The 18,992-nt window shown below is 64.5% G+C and carries 21 protein-coding genes; 12 read left to right on the top strand and 9 right to left on the bottom strand.

Annotated elements, in window-relative coordinates; translation table 11 throughout:
- Positions 1–18: 18 nt before the first annotated feature.
- Complete coding sequence (locus IWX78_RS03825) at positions 19–846, bottom strand: alpha/beta fold hydrolase (RefSeq protein ID WP_196832147.1); 828 nt, start codon at positions 844–846, stop codon at positions 19–21.
- A gap of 320 nt (positions 847–1,166) precedes the next feature.
- On the opposite strand from IWX78_RS03825, the gene IWX78_RS03820 reads away from it, so the two are divergent.
- Positions 1,167–1,868 (top strand): SDR family NAD(P)-dependent oxidoreductase, encoded by a 702-nt coding sequence (locus IWX78_RS03820; protein WP_196832146.1) that lies wholly within the window; start codon positions 1,167–1,169, stop codon positions 1,866–1,868.
- Here the strand turns inward: IWX78_RS03820 and IWX78_RS16435 are convergent.
- The 3 genes from IWX78_RS16435 to IWX78_RS03805 all read right to left on the bottom strand — a co-directional run bounded on the left by IWX78_RS16435 (position 1,832) and on the right by IWX78_RS03805 (position 3,794).
- On the bottom strand, positions 1,832–2,062 hold the full coding sequence (locus tag IWX78_RS16435; RefSeq protein WP_442929216.1) for a helix-turn-helix domain-containing protein: 231 nt from the start codon (positions 2,060–2,062) through the stop codon (positions 1,832–1,834). The genes IWX78_RS03820 and IWX78_RS16435 overlap by 37 nt on opposite strands.
- Positions 2,063–2,091: 29 nt before the next feature.
- Positions 2,092–2,874, bottom strand: coding sequence for a hypothetical protein (locus IWX78_RS03810; protein WP_196832144.1), 783 nt, complete (start codon positions 2,872–2,874; stop codon positions 2,092–2,094).
- Positions 2,875–3,458: 584 nt separating this feature from the next.
- Positions 3,459–3,794 carry a hypothetical protein gene (locus IWX78_RS03805; RefSeq protein ID WP_196832143.1) on the bottom strand — a complete coding sequence of 112 codons (336 nt, stop codon included), beginning with the start codon at positions 3,792–3,794 and terminating at the stop codon, positions 3,459–3,461.
- Positions 3,795–3,924: 130 nt separating this feature from the next.
- Here IWX78_RS03805 and IWX78_RS03800 point away from each other — a divergent pair, with 130 nt between their 5' ends.
- From IWX78_RS03800 to IWX78_RS03780, 5 genes are all read left to right on the top strand, one after another.
- Positions 3,925–4,224: a DUF7882 family protein gene (locus tag IWX78_RS03800; RefSeq protein ID WP_196832142.1), complete on the top strand. Its 300-nt coding sequence runs from the start codon at positions 3,925–3,927 to the stop codon at positions 4,222–4,224.
- Between the two features lie 245 nt (positions 4,225–4,469).
- Complete coding sequence (locus IWX78_RS03795; protein ID WP_196832141.1) at positions 4,470–4,847, top strand: GntR family transcriptional regulator; 378 nt, start codon at positions 4,470–4,472, stop codon at positions 4,845–4,847.
- On the top strand, positions 4,840–5,691 hold the full coding sequence (locus tag IWX78_RS03790) for an ABC transporter ATP-binding protein (protein ID WP_196832140.1): 852 nt from the start codon (positions 4,840–4,842) through the stop codon (positions 5,689–5,691). Before IWX78_RS03795 ends, IWX78_RS03790 begins: the two co-directional genes overlap by 8 nt.
- A complete protein-coding gene (locus IWX78_RS03785) occupies positions 5,688–6,320 on the top strand; it encodes an ABC-2 transporter permease (protein WP_196832139.1) in 633 nt (210 codons plus the stop codon). Before IWX78_RS03790 ends, IWX78_RS03785 begins: the two co-directional genes overlap by 4 nt.
- 4 nt (positions 6,321–6,324) lie before the next feature.
- The gene (locus tag IWX78_RS03780; protein WP_196832138.1) at positions 6,325–6,498 is read left to right on the top strand and encodes a hypothetical protein; all 174 of its coding nucleotides are present in this window, start codon (positions 6,325–6,327) and stop codon (positions 6,496–6,498) included.
- A gap of 54 nt (positions 6,499–6,552) precedes the next feature.
- On the opposite strand, the gene IWX78_RS03775 is transcribed toward IWX78_RS03780, so the two are convergent.
- Both IWX78_RS03775 and IWX78_RS03770 read right to left on the bottom strand, forming a co-directional pair.
- The gene (locus IWX78_RS03775; protein ID WP_196832137.1) at positions 6,553–7,227 is read right to left on the bottom strand and encodes an FMN-dependent NADH-azoreductase; all 675 of its coding nucleotides are present in this window, start codon (positions 7,225–7,227) and stop codon (positions 6,553–6,555) included.
- A gap of 80 nt (positions 7,228–7,307) precedes the next feature.
- Complete coding sequence (locus IWX78_RS03770) at positions 7,308–9,524, bottom strand: LLM class flavin-dependent oxidoreductase (protein ID WP_196832136.1); 2,217 nt, start codon at positions 9,522–9,524, stop codon at positions 7,308–7,310.
- 64 nt (positions 9,525–9,588) lie between these two features.
- Between IWX78_RS03770 and IWX78_RS03765 the strand changes: the two genes are divergently transcribed.
- The gene (locus tag IWX78_RS03765) at positions 9,589–9,963 is read left to right on the top strand and encodes a winged helix-turn-helix transcriptional regulator (protein WP_334684547.1); all 375 of its coding nucleotides are present in this window, start codon (positions 9,589–9,591) and stop codon (positions 9,961–9,963) included.
- Here the strand turns inward: IWX78_RS03765 and IWX78_RS03760 are convergent.
- Positions 9,960–11,063 (bottom strand): helix-turn-helix transcriptional regulator, encoded by a 1,104-nt coding sequence (locus tag IWX78_RS03760; RefSeq protein WP_334684546.1) that lies wholly within the window; start codon positions 11,061–11,063, stop codon positions 9,960–9,962. The two genes, IWX78_RS03765 and IWX78_RS03760, sit on opposite strands and share 4 nt — an antisense overlap.
- Before the next feature lie 100 nt (positions 11,064–11,163).
- Here IWX78_RS03760 and hxlB point away from each other — a divergent pair, with 100 nt between their 5' ends.
- Together hxlB and hxlA are read left to right on the top strand one after the other, a co-directional pair.
- Positions 11,164–11,766, top strand: coding sequence for a 6-phospho-3-hexuloisomerase (hxlB, locus tag IWX78_RS03755; protein WP_196832135.1), 603 nt, complete (start codon positions 11,164–11,166; stop codon positions 11,764–11,766).
- Positions 11,767–11,818: 52 nt separating this feature from the next.
- Positions 11,819–12,442 (top strand): 3-hexulose-6-phosphate synthase, encoded by a 624-nt coding sequence (gene hxlA / locus IWX78_RS03750; RefSeq protein ID WP_196832134.1) that lies wholly within the window; start codon positions 11,819–11,821, stop codon positions 12,440–12,442.
- 11 nt (positions 12,443–12,453) lie between these two features.
- Here the strand turns inward: hxlA and IWX78_RS03745 are convergent, their stop codons facing one another.
- Positions 12,454–13,275: a hypothetical protein gene (locus IWX78_RS03745; protein ID WP_196832133.1), complete on the bottom strand. Its 822-nt coding sequence runs from the start codon at positions 13,273–13,275 to the stop codon at positions 12,454–12,456.
- Positions 13,276–13,437: 162 nt separating this feature from the next.
- Here IWX78_RS03745 and IWX78_RS03740 point away from each other — a divergent pair, with 162 nt between their 5' ends.
- Positions 13,438–15,342 (top strand): ABC transporter ATP-binding protein, encoded by a 1,905-nt coding sequence (locus tag IWX78_RS03740; protein ID WP_196832132.1) that lies wholly within the window; start codon positions 13,438–13,440, stop codon positions 15,340–15,342.
- A 49-nt stretch (positions 15,343–15,391) separates the two neighbouring features.
- Here IWX78_RS03740 and IWX78_RS03735 read toward each other — a convergent pair whose 3' ends face one another.
- The gene (locus IWX78_RS03735) at positions 15,392–15,820 is read right to left on the bottom strand and encodes a winged helix-turn-helix transcriptional regulator (protein WP_334684545.1); all 429 of its coding nucleotides are present in this window, start codon (positions 15,818–15,820) and stop codon (positions 15,392–15,394) included.
- A gap of 125 nt (positions 15,821–15,945) precedes the next feature.
- On the opposite strand from IWX78_RS03735, the gene IWX78_RS03730 reads away from it, so the two are divergent.
- Positions 15,946–16,599, top strand: a complete 654-nt coding sequence (locus IWX78_RS03730; RefSeq protein ID WP_196832131.1) for an FMN-dependent NADH-azoreductase — start codon at positions 15,946–15,948, stop codon at positions 16,597–16,599.
- Between the two features lie 2 nt (positions 16,600–16,601).
- Positions 16,602–18,848 (top strand): LLM class flavin-dependent oxidoreductase, encoded by a 2,247-nt coding sequence (locus tag IWX78_RS03725; protein ID WP_334684544.1) that lies wholly within the window; start codon positions 16,602–16,604, stop codon positions 18,846–18,848.
- Positions 18,849–18,992: the final 144 nt, after the last annotated feature.

Genomic DNA, 18,992 nt, shown 5'->3' with positions numbered 1-18,992 from the left:
GCATCCTTCGTGTTGGGGTTAGGACCGGATGAAGTCGAGGAGGTCTTGCGAGAGGCGTTCCTTCTCGGTATCGGTGATGCCATGGGCCGAGCCTTCGTAAACCTTCAATTGCGCACCCGCCACCATCTCGGCGGAACGCTTCCCGCCGACTTCGAAAGGGACGATCTGGTCGTCATCACCATGGATGACGAGAGTCGGAACATCGACCTTCGCAAGATCGGGGCGGAAGTCGGTAGCCGAGAACGCAGCAATACACTCGAATGCTCCACGGTGACCGGCTTGGAGGCAGTTCAACCAGAATGCGTCCCGAACTCCCTGCGGTACGTCGCCGCTGCGGTTATGGCCGAAAAATGGTCCGTCGGCCAAATCCCTGTAAAGCTGGGATCGGCCGCCCTTTTCCCCCGCTCGGATGTTGTCGAACACCTCGATGGGAAGGCCGTCGGGGTTATCGTCGGTACGAAGCATCATCGGCGGCACCGCCGACACAAGGACGAGCTTGGCTACCCGTCCGCTTCCGTGCCGGCCGATGTAGCGCGCGACTTCACCGCCCCCGGTTGAGTGCCCGACGAGGATGACTCCTTTGACGTCAAGAAAATCGAGGAGCTCACCGACATCGTCGGCGTACGAGTCCATCTCGTTGCCGTCCCACGGCTGGGATGATCGTCCGTGGCCCCGACGGTCGTGCGTAATGACGAAGCATCCGTTCTCCGCTAGAAAGAGCGCCTGTGCTTCCCAGGCGTCCGCGTTCAGAGGCCAGCCATGGCTAAGCAGAACGGGGATGCCCCCCGGCTCACCCCAGGTCTTGTAGTACAGGTCAACGCTGTCACGGGTCTTGATATAGCTCATGGGAGCCCCTTCGGTCGGTACTCCGCGCGATATGCAGACGGAGTAAGGGAAGTTGTAATGACAGGATCGAATGTAATGACAGGTGGGCGCCTGGCGCCTTCACGGGGGGTGCACAATCCTGTGCAACGCGTGCACTGCTCCTTCCGAGCACAGCAGCGGCAGCAGTTTCGCTCGAGAGAAAGCACTCGGTGCACAGAAAGTTGCACATTCCGCCATCGCGGCGGCCGACGCCGCGGGGCTACCGTGCTCCCAGACGGACATCCGCCGACTGAGCCGACAGGCCAGCAGCCGCCCATGCCGTGAGCTGGAAGGAGAGGCGGATGGACCGTTTCGACGCTGATGTGGCTCTGGTGACGCGATCCACAGACGAGCTCGGCGACGCGTTCGTTGCGGCGTTCCTCCGGGAAGGCGTGTCCCGGGTGTATGCGGCGGCCGATGTTCAGCAGAAGTGTGCAGATCGCCGGGTCGTGCCGATCGTGTTCGATGAGCGGGATGAGCACTCCACCGCGGAATTGCTGTCTGTCGCGAATGACATCACGGTTGTGGTGAACAGCTTGGCGCCGGAGCCGAAAGCGGTTCCCATCGCGGCGATCGACGACAAGGCTTTCACCGAATTGCTCGAATCGAACGTGTTCGGTGTCGTGCGACTCGCACGCACGTTTGGACCGGTCCTCGCGGCAAACGGCGGTGGAGCGTTTGTGATCGTGCAGTCAGTACAAGCCTGGATCAGTGTGAATGGTCCCTACGCGGCAAGCCAGGCTGCGCTCCGATCGATCACGGACTCCCTTCGGGTGGAACTGGCGCATGCAGGCATCCGGGTCGTCGGAGTAGTTCTGGGTCTCACCATGCCAGATGCCAGCGGCGATCCGTTGCACCCACAGACAGATGCACACGAAGTGGCACGGATGACGTTGGACGCCATCAACCGACATGAATACGAGGTCGTCGTCGACGAGTACAGCCGGTCCGTGAAGTCCCGCCTATCTCAGTCAATCGGGGTCATGTACCCGGAGTTGGGATGAGGCGGGCGGTCCTGGGAAATGTGATTGCCCAATCGCGCCGGTCTTCGTCGCATTGAGGCTTGTTCGCCGGCACTCAGATTTGCCCACTCCGAGGGCGCGCAGCCGAACCTGAGCCGGAAAGCCCTTGAGAAAGAAGAATGATCACCGAAACCGCACATTCGCCCGATTGCGGCAACGGAGACGTGAACGCTCATTGTCTCACCCAGCATCGTCGCGGCGCGGATCAGCCGTTCTCGCGTATCCACTCATGCAGTGGTATTCCGAGCTCGTGCATTATCGTGAAAAGGTAGCGGCGAGAAATGCCGAAGTGCGCGGCGATTCTTTCGGCTGTCAGATTCGATTCGGTGAGATGCGCTCTGACGAAGGCCATCACCCTCAACCCGAGGGTACGTCCGAGTGGTTCACGGCTCAAGAACTCGTCACCGACAGCGAGCGCCAGGGCCGCCCGAACGATGTCCATTGACGGGGCCGCAAGCGCCGACTCGCTCTCTGCGTTCAACGCCGGAAGCGCTGCAAGGCTCGTCATATGACGCGACAGCAGAGGTGCCAGCGGGCTTAGACCCAGATCCTTCGAAACCAAGTCACGGAGGAGGAGATGAGGAAGCCCAAGCTCGTCCATCGGTATCGAAAAGCCCCAGAACGAGCTCCGCTCGGGGACGGTGACCTTCCAGGGAGACAAACTCCAGAACGGCACTACCGATCGGGCGGCACAACGGACTTGGCCGTCCCCTTGTTCGATATCCACTCGGCCCTCAGAGAAGGCCAAGACGAGCCGTGGCGCTGAGAGATCTCGCGCCTGAGTCGTAGTCCTTTCACCGCGGTAATTGTTGAAGGTGGTTCTGGTGAGTTCTATGTCGCGGAAGCGTCGAGTCCTATGCAGGAACTCGATAGGGCGGGAACGGTCTAGGGCTCCAGCGTGGAACGGGACGGATGAACCCTGAGCGACTTCATCAAGCAGGTCGGAGCGCTCCGAAGAGCGCAAGTTCTGCAAGCTGAACTCTTCCATCCGCCATATCCGTCCTGAAGAAAGACGATGCGCCAGGTCGGCCTCCGAGCCGACGATGTCACGACGTTAGCGCAGCACGTCGAACTTGGCTAGGGGCGTGAGAGCGCGATCACGCTCGGGAACAACAGCCGACCGACCGACGAAAGTATTCAAGATCCGGTGGTCGCAGGCGGCGCGCTTGTGTGCACGATTGTGAGTGCACGAAGGCTGCTGCCAACGCGACCAAAGATGCCGCTACTTCGCTGTGGAACGCTGGTCCCCCACATAGGGGACTGACGGCGTATCGCGACTCGGGTTTAGTCTGAGGCTCTGGTCGAGGGGCATCGACCAGGAGCTCAACCAAACACACCGGAATGCTTGGTTGTGTACGCATGATGAAGGCCCTCTCAGAACCTTCCCGACGTTGGTTCAGAGAGGGCCTCTCAGCTGGGGGCACAGCCGGGGAAAGATGCGACATCGAGCTCGACTCCCTCGAACAAGTTCCCGCAGGTCTCACCGTATGCGCGAGAGCGCCGGGAAGATAGTCCGCTCTGTGGCGGACGAAGCGGCTGCGTCCCTCACCCGAGAGCAGCGCATCGGAGGCGTCAGAAATGCAGGTCGTCGTAATTGCTCGGCATCGACTCGTCCTGGGGACGGACGGAGGGGGGCGAGGACAGCAGCATGATCCGTTCCTGCATGTACGCGACCGCGTCGCGGTTCTCAGGAAGTGCCGCAGGAGAGTTCGCCGTCTCTGCCATTAGCGACGAAGCGGCGCCCAGCAGGAACGTTGCGGTCACCTCGTTGCCGTCCACGCCGAGAGCATTGATGTCGACCGTATCGGCGGCGCTCCGACTGGTCAGTAACGCTGCATAGTGCAACAGGAGGTCTGCCTCTGTGTCACCCATGAGGAGCGATTTCTCTCCGAACGTCACGTGCTTCATCTCTCCCACTTATCTCTCTGTCATCGTTCCCTGTCGCGGAGATCTCACTCTACGAGCAAACGCCGATGCCGCATGGTGGTTGACACTTGCCGAATATGGCACCGCACGCCCACCTGTCTAGACTGCGGCTATGGGCTCACTGTTGTACGCCAGCGCGGATCACAAGTTCGATGATCGCCTCCTCGGGCATATCAAAGTAGTCATCACATTGAAGCTCAGAAATCGTGAGGCGTTCTTCCTCAGTTGGGAACGCCAGGAAGACGAAGGCTCCGGACGGGTATCCATTTGGATCTCGCACGATATCCCGCTTCAGTTTCGTTTCATTGACTTGGCACCAATCCCGATCGATCAGGCCTGGACGAAGGCCCTCTTGGATGGGTCATACGGGCCTCGCGGTCTCGTCGTCAGTGGCGAACCCGAAGCCGAGTGACTGCCCGCCCGGCATCTATCCCTCAGCGCCCGACTGTGGCCAGCAGGATGCTCCCCCAGGCAGGAAGTTCTCGACCTTGGAGCTCTTCTCACTCTGAGTGACAATCCCGCCGCCGCCGCCGGCTTGATTATGACATCGAAGTTCTCGAGTGTAAGGAAACTATCCATTCGTCGCCTCGAGCAGCCATCCGGTCTGATGGACCCACTGTGCTACTGTTTATGTGTTCATATACAGTAGGAGAAATCATGCGGATCGTCGTGTCGTCAGACTCTTCATCGCCGATCTACCAGCAGATCAAAGTTCAGGCCCGGTCGTCGATCCTGTCGGGTGAAACCCCGGTGGGATCAACTTTGCCGTCACTGCGACAACTCGCGGCCGAACTGCGTGTGAGCGTCATCACCGTCACGCGCGCCTACAACGATCTGGTTGCCGAGGGACTTGTCCTCAACGAGCACGGGCGGGGATTTGTCGTTCGAGAGATCGATGCCGATATCGCCTCGGCGGCTCTCCTGGAGAGCGTTGACGAGGCGCTGCTCGCGCTTCACACTGCCGCAAGACACGCTCGCCTGACTATCGCGGACGTCCACCACCGCATCGATGAGACCTGGAGGGCTCATGACTGACGAAATCGCACGCATTGACCGCCTCTGCATCCGACGGGCTGGCTTCGAGATCCCGGATATGTCGTTCACTATCCCCCGAGGCTCGGTCGTCGGCATGGTGGGGCCGAACGGGGCGGGCAAGACTACGGTCATCCGCACCCTGCTCGGGCTGATCGTCCCGGACTCCGGCGACGTACGGGTGTTCGACCGCCCCGCGGGTTCGCCGGATGCTCTTGCCCGAATCGGCATCGTGCTGGATCAGCCGACGGCCGCACCGGAATGGCGAGTTGACACGCTCGGCCGTCGTCTCGCTCCGTTCTATGCGGACTGGGACGCGCAGCACCTGAACTCGATGCTTGACCGGCTTTCGGTTCCCCGGTCGCAGCGGGTGGGAGAACTCTCGCGTGGTCAGGGCGTGAAGCTGACTCTCGCGACCGCGTTGGCGCAGCATCCCGAGTTACTCATCCTTGATGAGCCCTCAAGCGGGCTCGACCCCGCGTCCCGACGTGAGATCGGCGATGTCATCCGCGAATTCATGGTCGACCCAACCCGGGCTGTACTGTTCTCGACGCACATCACCACCGACCTGGACGGACTGGCAGACGAGTTGATCATGCTTGCCAACGGACGCATCGCCCACCGCGGGGCGCTCCCAGACATCACCGAAGAGTTCGCCTTGGCGCGCGGCACCGGAACACCGCCGATCGGGAACCTTCTGGGGCTGCAGCGCTTGGGAGAACAGTGGTCGGCTCTGATCCGGACGGTCGACTCGGCCGGTTTCGGACCGGACATCGTGATCGACACAGCCAGCATCGACGACATCGTCATCCATCTCGGCGCCGAGTACGAAGGAGTATCCGCATGACCATCACCTTCGCCCGTTTCGACCTGACCTCCTGGCTCGCCCGCACCCAGACTTTGCTGCCGCTTGCCTTCATCGTGATCATCAGCGTGATTCTGCCGGTGCAAGGCATGGCTATCGTCGCATCGGCCATCGTGACCACACTGCTTGTCTCAGCGCCATTCCTCGGCGACGAACGTGGCCGACTCGACACCCTCTATGGCGTACTGCCCGTGTCGCGGACCACCATTGTCACCGGACGCACGCTCGCGATCCTCGTTCTCAACGTCATCGCTGTCGCGATTGCGAATGCCTCGACCGTGATTATCGCGCTCGTGCGCGGTGACGAGTTGATGCCGCAAACCTTGCTGCTCGCCAACGCAGCAGCTTTCGCAATCGTCGGACTCGCCATGTGCTTGCAACTCCCGGTCTTTTTCCGCGTCGGCTACTCGCGCGGCCGGCTCATAAGCTATGCCCCCGCGTTCGTCATCGTCGGGCTGGCCTGGGTCGTTCAAGAGACAGGACTCGAGACATCGGGCCTATCCGTGCCGGTGCCGACTGTGGCCACAATTGGCTTCGCGATCGGCGCGCTGGGCGCGGTCCTGGGCACTCTGCTCGCGATTCGGGTCTACCGACGCCGCGAACTTCGATGAGATCGTGCAGCAGCTCACCGGGAACATCAGTGTCACCGATGCCGCGTCGGTCAGACGGAAGCTATCGTCACAAGGCCTGACGGTAAGCGAGTTGCAGAGGTTCGAAGGAGCCGTCGAGTTCTTCGAGCTGACCGACCTCGATGGGAACAAGATCGGCTTCGTCACTGAGTTGGGCTGACCCCAGCAACCTGGGTCTCTGGCCCGGCATCCAGGCCGGAGACCGTCAAAGCGCTTACGAGCGACCAGCGGTGGCGTGTTCGGTGTGCTGGCGCGCGGCGAGGGTGCGGCCGTGCCTTCGGGCATGGTGTTCGGCGTTCGTTTTGATCTCTTCGGCCATGTCCGTGAACTCGTCTAGTGCGGGGTTCGTGCCGACGAGGGTGAACTCTCGCGTCACGATGTTCACGTCGATCTGCCAGACGTCCTCGAGAATGCGTCGCATCCACGCGGTGGCGTGGTCCCACCCTTCTTTCGGTGCGCCGGCGGAGTAGTTCCCGCCTTGCACGGTGACGAGGAGGCCGGGCTTTCGCGCGGTCACGAGGGTGAACCCGGGGCCCATCCGGGGGTCCGCGATGACGAGGTCGGCGTACGTCTTGAAATGCTGCGAGGGGCCGAAGTTGTACAGCGGCACCGCGAACAGGTAGGCGTCCGCGGCGGCGAGTTCGTCGACGAGGGTACCGGCGAGGCTCAGTGCGTCGGCCTGTGCGGGGCTGCGTTCGTCTGCGGGCAGTGCGGATGCGGTAACCGCGTCACCCCATGCGGTGCTCGGCAGCGGGGTCGTGCCGATCTCACGGTGGATGATGGTCCGTTCGGTCGCGGTCTTCAACCACTGTAATTCGGAGATGTCGGCGAGAGCACGACTGGCCGAGCCGTTGTGGCGAATGGATGCGTCGATACGTAGCAAAGACAAGAGAGAACTCCTTGTGGATCGTGATGTGGGGTGTTTCTGGGTGAGAGCACGGGGTTCGGTGCGGATGCCGCACCCCGCGCTCACGATTCGATGCCTGCGCCTTCCGGTGCGATATAGAAGTTGTCTCGGAAGAGACCGGTGGGATCCCAGGTCGCTTTCAACTGGCGCAGACGGCTCAGGTGATCGGGCGGGAACGCGCGGGCGAGGACGTCGGGGCCTGTGTCGGTCTCGAAGCTGAGATACATGCCTTCCAGGTGAGGGACGAGGTCCGCCCAGCGCTGCTCGACCTCACCCAGGCCACCGCCGAGCATCGCGATGAGGAAGTTCGCGTCCCGCCAGGCATATGCGGCGGAGTCGGAGGGCTGGTTCGCGACGGCGCCGCCCGCGGAGCGGATGCTGAGGATGAACGACGACCGGGATGCGAGCAGGTCTGCCAACCCCTGCGACACGTCGCCGTCGAGGTGGCGGGCCAGGCCAGCGTGACCGTGCGGTTCGCTGTGACCATGCTGCTGTTCCCCGCCCGGAGGCAGTTCGAGCAAGGCCGTGTAGGGAACCATCTGCACCGACTGATTCGCCATCGGCGCCAGCGCCGCAAACGGCTGCAACCGTTCCGCGACAGTGTCCGGGTCATGTTCGTCGACCACGATGAGAGCCTGCACGGCGGTGGGTGAGCCTGGACCGGTCGGGCTGATCATCAGCGTGCCCGTCACTGTCAGGTCGGAGTTCTCGATCGTCGTACCCCAGGCGGTGAGGAAGGAGGCGACGTCGTCGGGTACGAACACGAGCATCGCGAATCCGACCTGTTCGGCGACCGGGTGCGCGTCGAACTCGAACGAGACCGCGACACCGAAGTTAGCTCCGGCACCGCGCACGGCCCAGAACAGGTCGCTGTTTTCATCGGCGCTGGCGTGGACCAGTTCGCCGTCGGCGGTGACCACCTCCACCGAGCGGAGGTGGTCGATGGTCAGGCCGTGCTCGCGGGCGAACCAGCCGATCCCTGCCGTCGTCGCAAGTCCGCCGACCCCGACGCCGCCGTAGTCGCCGGCGGTGATCGCCAGTCCGTGCGGCGCCAGTGCCTGCGCGACCTCACCCCACCTGGCGCCCGGGCCCACCCGTACTCGATTGCCTGCGCTGACGGTGATCTCGTTGAGGGCGTCTAGGGCGATCACGATGCCGTCGTTGTTCAGCGAACGACCGGACAGTCCATGTCCTCCGCTGAACAGTCCCAGCGGAACGTCCCGGTGCCGGCCCGCGAACCGCACCGCTTCCTGTACCTCTTCCGTGGATTCCGGACGGATCACCAGACCCGGCCGAGCACCCCGGAAATAACCGGATGTGTACCGGGCGTATCCGCGATCTTTCGGGAACAGGCTCCGCCCGGCGATCCGTTCCGGGAGCGGGTCATCTCGGAACACCCGGGCCTCAGAAAGCGCAGGAGCGGAAGACCCCCCGCGGCGGGCCTTCTCAACGCGCTCTCGGATACGCGGCGCGGTGTCCTGCGCGAACTTCCGGACCTCCTGCTGGTCATCGGAACCCATGATGAACACGCTGATCCCGTGCTCGATCGCGAGCTCCGCCATGTCGTCCGCGTCATACTGCGGAGTCACGTTCATCAGGCGGGTAACATCCCGAGGGTCACGTCCGGTCTTCCGAGCAGACTCGTCGATGATTCGATTGCCACGCTCGATATCACCCGGCTTCATCCATGGCAGGCTCGGCAGCCACCCGTCTCCCTTCCGGCCGATGATTCGCTGCATGCGGGGCTTGTATGCACCGACCCAGATCGGTATGTCATGCGCCGGCGCCGGACCCCGCGCCGCCCCGGAAACACGGTGATACTTTCCTTCCACATGCAGGGGTGCCTGCGTGCTCGTATCCCAGAGGCCCCGGATGATATCCAGCGCTTCATCCAGACCGCTCACCGCTTCCGCCGGAGTCAGCAACGGTGCGCCCATCGTCGCCATCGCATCGAAATACCCTCCCGTACCGATCCCCAGCTCGAGCCGACCATCGCTGAGTCGATCCAGGCTCGCCAGCGCACGGGCGAGCACTGCCGGCTGCCGCAGCGGCAGATTCAACACATTCCCCGACACATGGATCTTCGAGGTTCGGGCAGCGACCCACGCGATCAGCGTCCACGTGTCCTGGAAGTCCGCCTGATACGGGTGGTCCTGGAACGTCACCAGGTCCAGGCCCAGCTCTTCGCCGAGCATGGCCATGTCGACGGGATGCCGCGGTGACGCAGCGATCGGAGTCACGAAGCTGCCAAAGCGCAGCGGGTGGAGGTAATCAGTCATGCATCCAGCATCCGCGCATGCATCGTGCTTGACAAACATCAGGTAACCTACTTATCTTTGGTGCGTGGCAGGCATCGAAAAGACAAGGCAACGCCAGCCGTTGCGCATCGACGACGAGGAATGCCGGCGACTCGCGGCCGTGATAGAGATCGTCGGCAAACGCTGGTCCAGCGGCATCCTCCTCGCTCTCGGGATGGGTGCAGAGCGCTACACCGAGATCGAGCGACGCGTCCAAGGGCTCTCCGGGAGGATGCTTACCGTCCGGCTCCGCGAACTCGAAGACGCCGGACTCGTTGAACGCACCGTAGAACCGACCACCCCCGTCAGCATTCGATACCACCTATCGGAGAGGGGAATGGAACTCCTGCGATCGCTCCAACCGATGGCACACTACGTTCGACGCTGGGAACCACCGGCAGACGAGACAACGCCGCATTAAGACGATGTCATTTCGCGAGCACTCGGCAGCGGAAAGGTGAGGCGTAGCGCAACTCGAAAAGCTTCGCTCCTCCGCGAGGAGAGAGCTCTGTCCAAATATCTCTCGGAAAACAAGAGTTTTTTGAGACAGTCGACCAGTCCGAGAGCGACGAACCGGGCGGAGAATCTCATCCGAAAACTGGCGGATTCGCTCGTGTTTGCCGCCGCACAGCACCCGAGCACAGCTCTGATGGCGATCGGTCGCTCGGCTCGAGTCAGGCTTTGTTCCTGGTCGAGCTCGCGGCAATCGCTGTCAGCTTCCCCCCTCGACCGAGCGCCCGCCTTGCGGAGCAGATTCGACACATGGAACTTGACGGTGTTGTCGCTGATTCCCAGTTGATCCGCGATCGCACGATTGCGCGCTCCCGATGCCACCAGGCGGAGCACGTCGCGCTCCCGCGGGCTGAAGTCCGCCGAGTCCTCGAGCGGCTCCGCTTCGGCCGGAGGGTCGAGCGGCAGCCGAATGTCGAGGGATGTCCCCCAGCCTGTCGTCGACGACACCTCCAGGTCGCCGTCGAGAGCAGTGACACGTTCGGCGATGGGCCTGAGCGCGTCGTCGTGGGCGCTGATCTCCCCCTGACCGTCGTCGCGGATGCCGATGAGTAGATTGAGCCCATCGCAATCCCAGTGGATGCGCACCCGTTTCGCCTCCTCCTGGTCGACGAGCGCGAGCACCGCGCTGCGAACGATCGCGCGAGCCGCATGCGCCACCTCCCCCGGCAGCGCACGCCCGCCGGTCGGCGGTTCGACGAACTGTACGTCCAGGCCGCCGAAGCGTGCGAGCGGACGCAGGTCGGAACGGAGCCGGGCGAACGCCCCAGCCACCGGCTCCAGCATGGTGCCCAGCTGCTGGTCGGTCGTGCTGCGCAGCTCGATCAGGGCAGCGGATGCCAGATCGAGCGCCGTCGCGCGGCTTGCGCGGTCGTCCAGTCGCGTCGAACGAAGCACGGCGAGAATCGACTCGAGCGTCACAGCATGCCGGTCAGCCTGTTCGGCCACCGCCTGGGCGTGCTCGAGCTGAAACCTCCGAGAGACCGGGCCCGGGTCGTTGTTGTTGCTCACCGCTTCAACCTACCCGGCCAACCTGTACCTACCACAATGGGTAGGGTCACTCCACGGCCGGGCGGGCCCGTCGCTACCGCAACCCGGCAACCATGGATACATGACTGCTGAGAACACCGACGCATCGACGCCCTCACAACTCGGCGTGACGGCATCCCTCTCCCTCATCCTCGATGAACTCAGGGCGACGACCACCGAGGTGACGAAACACCGAGGAGACGACCTCGACGACCTCGCTGACACCCTCGCGACAGCCCGGCGGATCTTCGTGCTCGGGGCGGGCCGATCCGGCATCGCCCTGCAGATGACGGCCATGCGCCTGATGCACCTCGGCCTGACCGTACACGTCGTCGGCGACGTGACCACGCCGGCGATCGGCCCTGGAGACGTGCTGCTGACGGCAAGCGGCTCCGGAACGACGACATCGATCGTTCGCGGGGCGGATGCCGCGGTGAAGGCTGGTGCGAACGTCACCGTTCTCACGACAGCCAAGGAGTCACCGTTGGCCGCGCTCGCCACGGCCGTTGTGATCGTGCCGGCCGCAAAAAAGCTGGACCGCTCAGGCACTGCTTCTGCGCAGTATGCGGGCAGCCTGTTCGAGCAGACCGTCATGCTGCTCGGCGACGCCCTGTTCCACAGCCTCTGGTTGCGTTCCGGGCGGAGCGCAGACGAGCTCTGGCCCCGGCACTCGAATCTTGAATGACACCACCGCCGCGCATCCGCGAAGGCTCGCACCACAACCAGAAAGAGACACCATGAAGCTACAGTTCGCCATGGACACCCTGACCACCGAAGCAGCACTCGAGCTGGCCGCTGCCGCAGCGCCGCATGTTGACATCCTCGAACTCGGCACACCGCTCATCAAGAGCGCTGGGTGTGCAGCCGTCACCGCCGTGAAGGCTGCACACCCAGACAAGATCGTTTTTGCCGACCTCAAGACGATGGATGCCGGCGAGCTCGAGGCCGATGTCGCGTTCGCCGCGGGCGCTGACCTTGTCACCGTTCTCGGCGTCGCCGGCGACAGCACCATCGCGGGAGCGGTGAAGGCCGCGAAGAAGCATGGCAAGGGCATTGTCGTCGACCTGATCGGTGTTGCCGACAAGCCGGCCCGTGCCCGCGAGGTCGTCGCCCTCGGCGCCGAGTTCGTCGAGATGCACGCCGGGCTCGATGAGCAGGCCGAAGAGGGCTTCACGTTCGCCACGCTCCTGCGTGATGGAGAAGCATCCGGTTCGCCCTTCTCGGTCGCCGGTGGTATCAACGCGAGCACCATCGCTTCCGTCCAGGCATCCGGCGCCCAGGTCGCCGTCGCCGGCGGAGCCATCTACGGCGCACCAGACGTCGGAGCCGCTGCCGCGGAATTGCGCGCCGCGATCGTCTAGAGCGAGTCTCGTCAGCGCCGGGTCGACACGACAGCCGTGTCGAACCCGGCGAGGACGTCGAGGATCTTCTCGGTCACCAGATCATGGACCTCTGACGCCCATTCGCAGTTGCGGTGCTCGCGGAGGAGCCAGTCCATGGCGTCGGCTTCGGTCATGCCGACGTCGTCCCAGTTCACCCCGGGGCTCGCGAACGTTCCGGGGAGCCCGGTCTCCTCGTTGATGAGGACGGCACCGATGCGGATATGCTCCTCTGCGCCCGGTGGCGTCCACAGAAGTTCCGCTTCACCGTCACGGTCCTCGGGGTGAAGGTGCACCCCGTCACCGTTTCCGGTCCAGATCTGAGGTTCAGGGTGGCCGGGTGATTCGACGCGGAAGATCTTGAAGTCGTTTTTGCTGACCCCCGCGAGTTCCTCCGGCGCCATGCCGACGCCGGAGAACGGTGCGAATGTCGCGCCGGCTTCGAACAGGTCGATCGCGTCGAAGAGATCGTCCTCGACGAACGCCAGGCACGCGTGCGCTTTCGCAGCGAACTCCGCCGCCCACAGGAGAAGAGCCTCCGTTGTCGGGTCATCCCACGGGGTCCCGTCGAGTGGCGGGCCGTCGTGGCCGCCGACATGCAGGTGCCAGGCCACGTCGTCGTCAACCACTTCCAGGTGCATGGCGATGTCACCGATCTCGACGAACACGAACGTGGCTTCGTCTTCGTCGTCCCATCGGGCGTGGAGGTGGGGCTGCGGCAGCGACGCCGGGTACCGCCATTGCGTGTCGGGGATCTCCGGCAGCAGGAGCTCGGTCTCGAGCATCACTCGGCGGGTGTCGTTCTCGGGTTCCATCCGATCATGATCGCAGGCGTAGCTGGCATCGCGGAACCGAAGCCGTGCTGACGATGAAGGCGATGCCTCACCCCAGGTGCTTGATCGTCGGGCCACATACGACGGGGAACGTCGGGCACGTCGCCATCTAAGCTTGCCCTGGTGCCCACGGAAGGAACCTCAATGAGCATGGAAGGCGCGGCCTGGAGCTCGCTGTACAAGATCTCTACCGCCAGGGACGGCAAGCACGGCTTCTCCCGTGAGTCCGTGCGGCGGATCATGACGTTCGCGGTGCCCTACCGGTCCAAGCTGCTGATCTTCATCACCCTTTCCACCGTGGGAGCTTTCCTCGCGGTCGCGACGCCGGTCCTCGCCGGCCAGGTGGTCGACGTCATCGTCGGTGGGGGCGCGGTCACCACGATCGTGTGGCTCGCCGTCGTCATCGCCCTCGTGGCCGTGGCCGACGCCGCCGTGTCACTCGTGACGCGCTGGTACTCGGCGCGCATCGGCGAAGGCGTGATCCTCGATCTCCGCACCGCCGTCTTCAACCACGTGCAGAAGATGCCGATCGCGTTCTTCACCCGCACGCGGACGGGTGCCCTCGTGAGCCGCCTCAACAACGATGTGATCGGCGCTCAGCAGGCCTTCAGCGGCACGCTGTCCGGCATGGTCACGAACCTCGTGGCGCTGATCCTCACCCTGATCGTCATGCTCAGCACGTCCTGGCTCGTGACGGTGCTCGCCGTGATCATGCTCCCCATCTTCCTGATACCCGCGCGCCGCATGGGCAGCCGCCTCGCCGCGCTGCGCCGTGAGGCCGCCGATCACAACTCTGCCATGAGCACGCAGATGACCGAGCGCTTCTCGGCGCCAGGCGCCACCCTCGTCAAGCTGTTCGGCCGGCCAGACGAGGAGGCTGAGGAGTTCCGCGTCCGCGCCGCCCGCGTCCGCGACATCGGGGTGCGGACCGCGATGCTGCAGTTCGTCTTCTTCACCGCACTGATGCTCGTCTCCGCTCTCGCCCTCGCGCTCGTGTATGGGCTCGGCGGTGCCCTCGCACTCGGCGGCCAGCTGAACACCGGTGACGTGGTCACCCTGGCGCTCCTCCTCACCCGCCTCTACGCGCCGCTGACCAGCCTCGCGAACGCACGGGTGGAGATCATGAGCGCGGTGGTCAGCTTCGAGCGCGTCTTCGAGGTGCTCGACCTCGAGCCGCTCATCCAGGAGAAGCCGGATGCCGTCGCCGTGCCCGAAGGCCAGGTGGCCGTCGAGTTCGACAACGTCCGGTTCGCCTACCCGTCCGCAGACAAAGTGTCCCTCGCCTCCCTCGAGGAGGTTTCTACGCTCGATACCCGCGGCGGCGAGGAGGTGCTGCACGGCGTGTCCTTCAGGATCGAGCCGGGGCAGACCGTTGCCCTCGTTGGTACGTCCGGGGCCGGCAAGTCCACGATTGCGCAGCTGCTCTCGCGACTGTATGACGTCGACAGCGGCGCCGTGCGCCTCGCGGGAACGGATGTCCGCGATGTCACGTTCGCCTCCATGCGGCACACCCTGGGCATGGTGACGCAGGACGGCCACCTGTTCCACGAGACCATCCTCTCCAATCTGCGCCTCGCGAGGCCGGAGGCATCCGACGATGAGGTCTGGGATGCCGTCCGGCGTGCGCGGCTCGAACCGCTCATCCGGTCCCTGCCGGACCAGCTGGACACGATGGTGGGCGAGCGTGGCTATCGATTGTCCGGGGGTGAGCGCCAGCGGATGACCATCGCGCGGCTCCTGCTCGCTCAGCCGCGCGTCGTCATCCTCGACGAGGCGACGGCGGCGCTGGACTCGACGTCTGAGGCTGCCGTGCAGGCGGCGCTCAGCGAGGCGCTCGAGGGGCGGACGGCGATGGTGATCGCGCACCGCCTCTCCACCATCCGCAGTGCGGACATGATCCTCGTTGTCGAGGACGGCTCGATCGTGGAGCGCGGCACGCACGAGGAACTGCTGGCTGCGGGTGGGCGGTACGAGGAATTGCACCGGACCCAGTTCGCCGTGCAGAAGAATGTTGCGGCCGATGAGGAATCGCTGAGCCGCACTAGTTGACTCCCAGAGCGATCCGGTTGTGCGCGGCCTGACCAACGAGCCCTCCCGACTAAAGCGAGGGGTCCGAATCGTCGAAGTGTTCGCGGTTGCGGGCAATCGTGTTCTGGTTTTCGCTGACCCAGTCGCCGACCGCCATGGCGACATGCTGGAGCGACCGGCCAAGAGTCGTCAGTTCGTACTCGACGCGGGGCGGGACTTCGGCGTAAATGGTCCTCGTGATCAGCCCATCGCGCTCGAGGGCGCGCAGGGTGACGGTCAGCATCCGGCGGGAGATGCCCGGGATGATGTCGGCGAGTTCGGAGAACCGTCGCCGCTCGTCGCCGAGCACCCCGATGACGAGCAGCGTCCACTTGTCGCCGATGCGTGACAGCAGGGAGCGAAACAGGGCGGGGTCCGTGCTCGTACACAGCTCCGCCATGGACGGCATGGACTGGGCGAGACGCTCCTGCAGAGCGTCAGCCTGGTGCTGCGGCTGCATCCGGTACTCCTTCGGTTACTTCCGGGTAACAGGGGATCGTTTGCGGTAACGGGCACCCGGTGTGCAGAGTTACTTCCGGTAACTATAGCCGGGTCGCCGACCCGGCTGCCATTCAAAGGAGTGTCATGTCTCTGTTCCGCCTGGATGCCAGCATCCGCACCGAAGGTTCCACCAGTCGTGCTCTGGGCGACATCGTCGAAGCCGAATGGCGCGCCACACACCCCGACGCCACAATCTCCCGACGCCACATCGGCACCGAGCCAATGCCTGCCACGGCCTGGGCCGACGCCGTCTCCGCCCCCTGGACCCCCGAAGACAACCGATCGCCCGAGCAGGCCGCGGCCCTCGACCTCGCAAGCACGCTGACCGACGAGCTGGAAGACGCCGACGCGCTGCTTTTCGCCGTGCCGCTCTACAATTTCGGAGTCTCGCAGCACTTCAAGTCCTACGTCGACCTCGTACTGACGGATCCCCGCATGGCGCCAGGAGCGACTCCGGTCACAGCGGGTAAGCCTGCAGTGCTCGTGACGGTGCAGGGCGGCAACTACTCCGCCGGCACGCCCAAGGAAGGTTGGGACCACGCGACGGCATGGATGCGCCGCATCCTTGAGGAGGTCTGGCAGCTTGACCTCGAGGTCGTCACCCGCGAATTCACGCGCGTGGGCGTGAACCCTGCCCTCGACCAGTTCACCGACCTGGCCGACGAGATCAAAACGCTCGCTGAAGCCGAAGCCACCCGGCACGGGCGGACCCTCGCCTCCCTCCTGCACGCCGCCTGATCGTGGACCGCCCCCTCGAATTCGGCGCGTTCATCACGCCGAGCAGCCTCAGGCCGCGTGCCGTCGTCGAGCTGGCCACGCATGTCGAACGGCTGGGCTTCGATATGGTGACCTTTCAGGATCACCCGTACCAGCCGTCGTTCCTCGACACTTGGACGCTGATGTCGTACGTCGCCGCGCAAACGGAGCGCATCCGCATCGCCCCCAACGTGCTGAACCTCCCGCTGCGGCCGCCCGCCGTCGTTGCCCGCGCAGCCGCGAGCCTCGACCTGCTCTCCGGTGGTCGTTTCGAGCTCGGGCTCGGCGCCGGCGGGTTCTGGGATGCCATCGAGGCGATGGGCGGCGACCGCCTCACGACCGGCCAGTCCGTAACGGCGCTCGAGGAGGCCATCGAAATCATCAGAGGGATCTGGGATACGGATGCTCCCGGCGGCGTTCACGTGGAAGGCCGGCACCACCAGGTGTACGGCGCTCGGCGTGGGCCGAGCGGTGCACACCCGATTCCGGTGCACGTCGGGGCATACAAGCCGCGCATGCTCGCCCTCACCGGCCGCCTCGCCGACGGCTGGATGGTCGGGCAGCCATTTCTGACCGCTCCCATACTGGCCGAAGCGAATCGGATCATCGACGACGCCGCAGTGGCAGCAGGGCGAGTCCCCGACGACGTGCGGCGCATTCTCACGATCATCCCCACCCCCGGACGACGCCCGCGCGATTGGGCCGAGGAACTCGCCGGGCTGGCCCTCGACGACCGCATCAGCTTGTTCATCGTCGCCAGCGACGACCAGAAGGTGCTGCAGGAGTTCGCCGAAGAGGTGGCACCAGCTATCCGTGAGCAGGTCGCCGTTGCGGCCTCTCCACCTGTGCGCGACCAGATGGCCGACACAGTTCTGGCCGCGGCACCGCGGAACGCTACCGCTCTCGCCCGACGGCGCGCGGGGATCCTCTACGACGACCTTCCCGCCGGGCTGGCCGCTGTTGAGCCCGGCGACACCGACTACCGCGACGTGCGCTCGACCTACATGCGTGGTGGCTCACCCGGGATCGTGCTGCAACCTGCCGACGTCGGTCAGGTCGTCGACGCGCTCGCTTTCGCCCAGCGGCATCCTGACCTGCCACTCGCACTGCGCAGCAGGGGGCACGGTTTCAGCGGCCGCAGCACGAACGTCGGGGGCGTCGTCATCGACCTACGGCACCTCAACGAGATCACTGTGCTCGACACAGAACGGCGACTGGTGCGGATCGGTCCCGGTGCGAGCTGGATGGAAGTCGCCACTGCCTTGGACCCCTATGGGTGGGCGCTTTCCAGCGGCGACTACGGTGGAGTCGGCGTCGGAGGGCTTGCGACGGCTGGTGGCATCGGCTGGCTGGGCCATGAACACGGGCTGACCATCGACCACCTGGTCGCTGTGGAGCTGGTGCTCGCCGACGGCGAGGTCGTGCGGGCTGACGCCGACCACGACCCCGACCTGTTCTGGGCGGTGCGTGGCGCCGGCTCCGCACTGGGGATCGTCACGGCGTTCGAGTTCGTCGTCGAGCCGGTGGGCGAGGTCGCGTTCGCGCAGCTGACCTTCGATGCCACCGACGTGGCCGGCTTCCTCGAACGATTCGGCCGAGCCGTAGAGGCCGCACCGCGCATCCTCAGCGCCAACCTCATGATGGGCGGAGGGCGTCGCGGTGAGCAGCGTCAGGCATCGGTGCTGGCCCTCGTCAACTCCGGCGACAGGGACGAGATTCTTTCAGTCCTGCAGCCTCTCGCCGACATCGCACCGTTGCTCGCGCAGGACGTGCGCATCCAACGCTATAAAGACGCGATGGTCGCCTCGACCGAACCACACCGCGGCCAGGGTGAGCCCGTGTCGCGGTCGATCCTCGTGGACCACCTCACGCCCGAGCTGGTCCGCGATATCCGCTCCCTGCTTGACGCTGGCGCCGCATACGTTTTCAGCATCCGTTCCGCCGGCGGAGCTGTGAGTGACATCGCCACGGATGCCACCGCGTACGCCGGACGCGGTGCGAACTTCGCCGTGGTCGCGCTGGGGGCAGACGGCGATGAGCTCGACGCCGCCTGGGCCCCGGTCGAGACGCACGCCGTCGGCGCCTACCTGAGCTTTGAAACCGACCTCAATGCACGGCGACTTCGGCTGGCGTTTCATGAGGCGACGCTCGATCGGCTGCGTTCGATCAAGCGTCGAGTCGACCCGGGCAATGTCTTCCGCGACAACATCGACCTGAGCAGGCTGGGCTGACCAGTCGTCGTTCGTGTTGCTAACCACACGGTGCGTGGCCTATCCCCCGGATGGTTCTCGATGGATGAATCAAAACCGAAACGAACGACGTCTCGTAGACCCTCGAGTTTCCGGGACATAGAGGTTCTGCTTATGCGATTCGAA

The sequence above is a fragment of the Mycetocola sp. CAN_C7 genome, from assembly GCF_015752285.1.
GTDB lineage: Bacteria > Actinomycetota > Actinomycetes > Actinomycetales > Microbacteriaceae > Mycetocola_A.
The sequence above is the reverse complement of the archived record's forward strand: the minus strand, read 5'-3'. Positions and strand labels throughout refer to the sequence as shown.

What these genes read in the sequence shown, in the direction of transcription:
- IWX78_RS03825 (WP_196832147.1), bottom strand. Translation starts at nt 846, where the DNA reads ATGAGCTATATCAAGACCCGTGACAGCGTTGACCTGTACTACAAGACC.
- IWX78_RS03820 (WP_196832146.1), top strand. Translation starts at nt 1,167, where the DNA reads ATGGACCGTTTCGACGCTGATGTGGCTCTGGTGACGCGATCCACAGAC.
- IWX78_RS16435 (WP_442929216.1), bottom strand. Translation starts at nt 2,062, where the DNA reads ATGAGCGTTCACGTCTCCGTTGCCGCAATCGGGCGAATGTGCGGTTTC.
- IWX78_RS03810 (WP_196832144.1), bottom strand. Translation starts at nt 2,874, where the DNA reads ATGGAAGAGTTCAGCTTGCAGAACTTGCGCTCTTCGGAGCGCTCCGAC.
- IWX78_RS03805 (WP_196832143.1), bottom strand. Translation starts at nt 3,794, where the DNA reads ATGAAGCACGTGACGTTCGGAGAGAAATCGCTCCTCATGGGTGACACA.
- IWX78_RS03800 (WP_196832142.1), top strand. Translation starts at nt 3,925, where the DNA reads ATGGGCTCACTGTTGTACGCCAGCGCGGATCACAAGTTCGATGATCGC.
- IWX78_RS03795 (WP_196832141.1), top strand. Translation starts at nt 4,470, where the DNA reads ATGCGGATCGTCGTGTCGTCAGACTCTTCATCGCCGATCTACCAGCAG.
- IWX78_RS03790 (WP_196832140.1), top strand. Translation starts at nt 4,840, where the DNA reads ATGACTGACGAAATCGCACGCATTGACCGCCTCTGCATCCGACGGGCT.
- IWX78_RS03785 (WP_196832139.1), top strand. Translation starts at nt 5,688, where the DNA reads ATGACCATCACCTTCGCCCGTTTCGACCTGACCTCCTGGCTCGCCCGC.
- IWX78_RS03770 (WP_196832136.1), bottom strand. Translation starts at nt 9,524, where the DNA reads ATGACTGATTACCTCCACCCGCTGCGCTTTGGCAGCTTCGTGACTCCG.
- hxlB (WP_196832135.1), top strand. Translation starts at nt 11,164, where the DNA reads ATGACTGCTGAGAACACCGACGCATCGACGCCCTCACAACTCGGCGTG.
- hxlA (WP_196832134.1), top strand. Translation starts at nt 11,819, where the DNA reads ATGAAGCTACAGTTCGCCATGGACACCCTGACCACCGAAGCAGCACTC.
- IWX78_RS03745 (WP_196832133.1), bottom strand. Translation starts at nt 13,275, where the DNA reads ATGGAACCCGAGAACGACACCCGCCGAGTGATGCTCGAGACCGAGCTC.
- IWX78_RS03740 (WP_196832132.1), top strand. Translation starts at nt 13,438, where the DNA reads ATGAGCATGGAAGGCGCGGCCTGGAGCTCGCTGTACAAGATCTCTACC.
- IWX78_RS03735 (WP_334684545.1), bottom strand. Translation starts at nt 15,820, where the DNA reads ATGCAGCCGCAGCACCAGGCTGACGCTCTGCAGGAGCGTCTCGCCCAG.
- IWX78_RS03730 (WP_196832131.1), top strand. Translation starts at nt 15,946, where the DNA reads ATGTCTCTGTTCCGCCTGGATGCCAGCATCCGCACCGAAGGTTCCACC.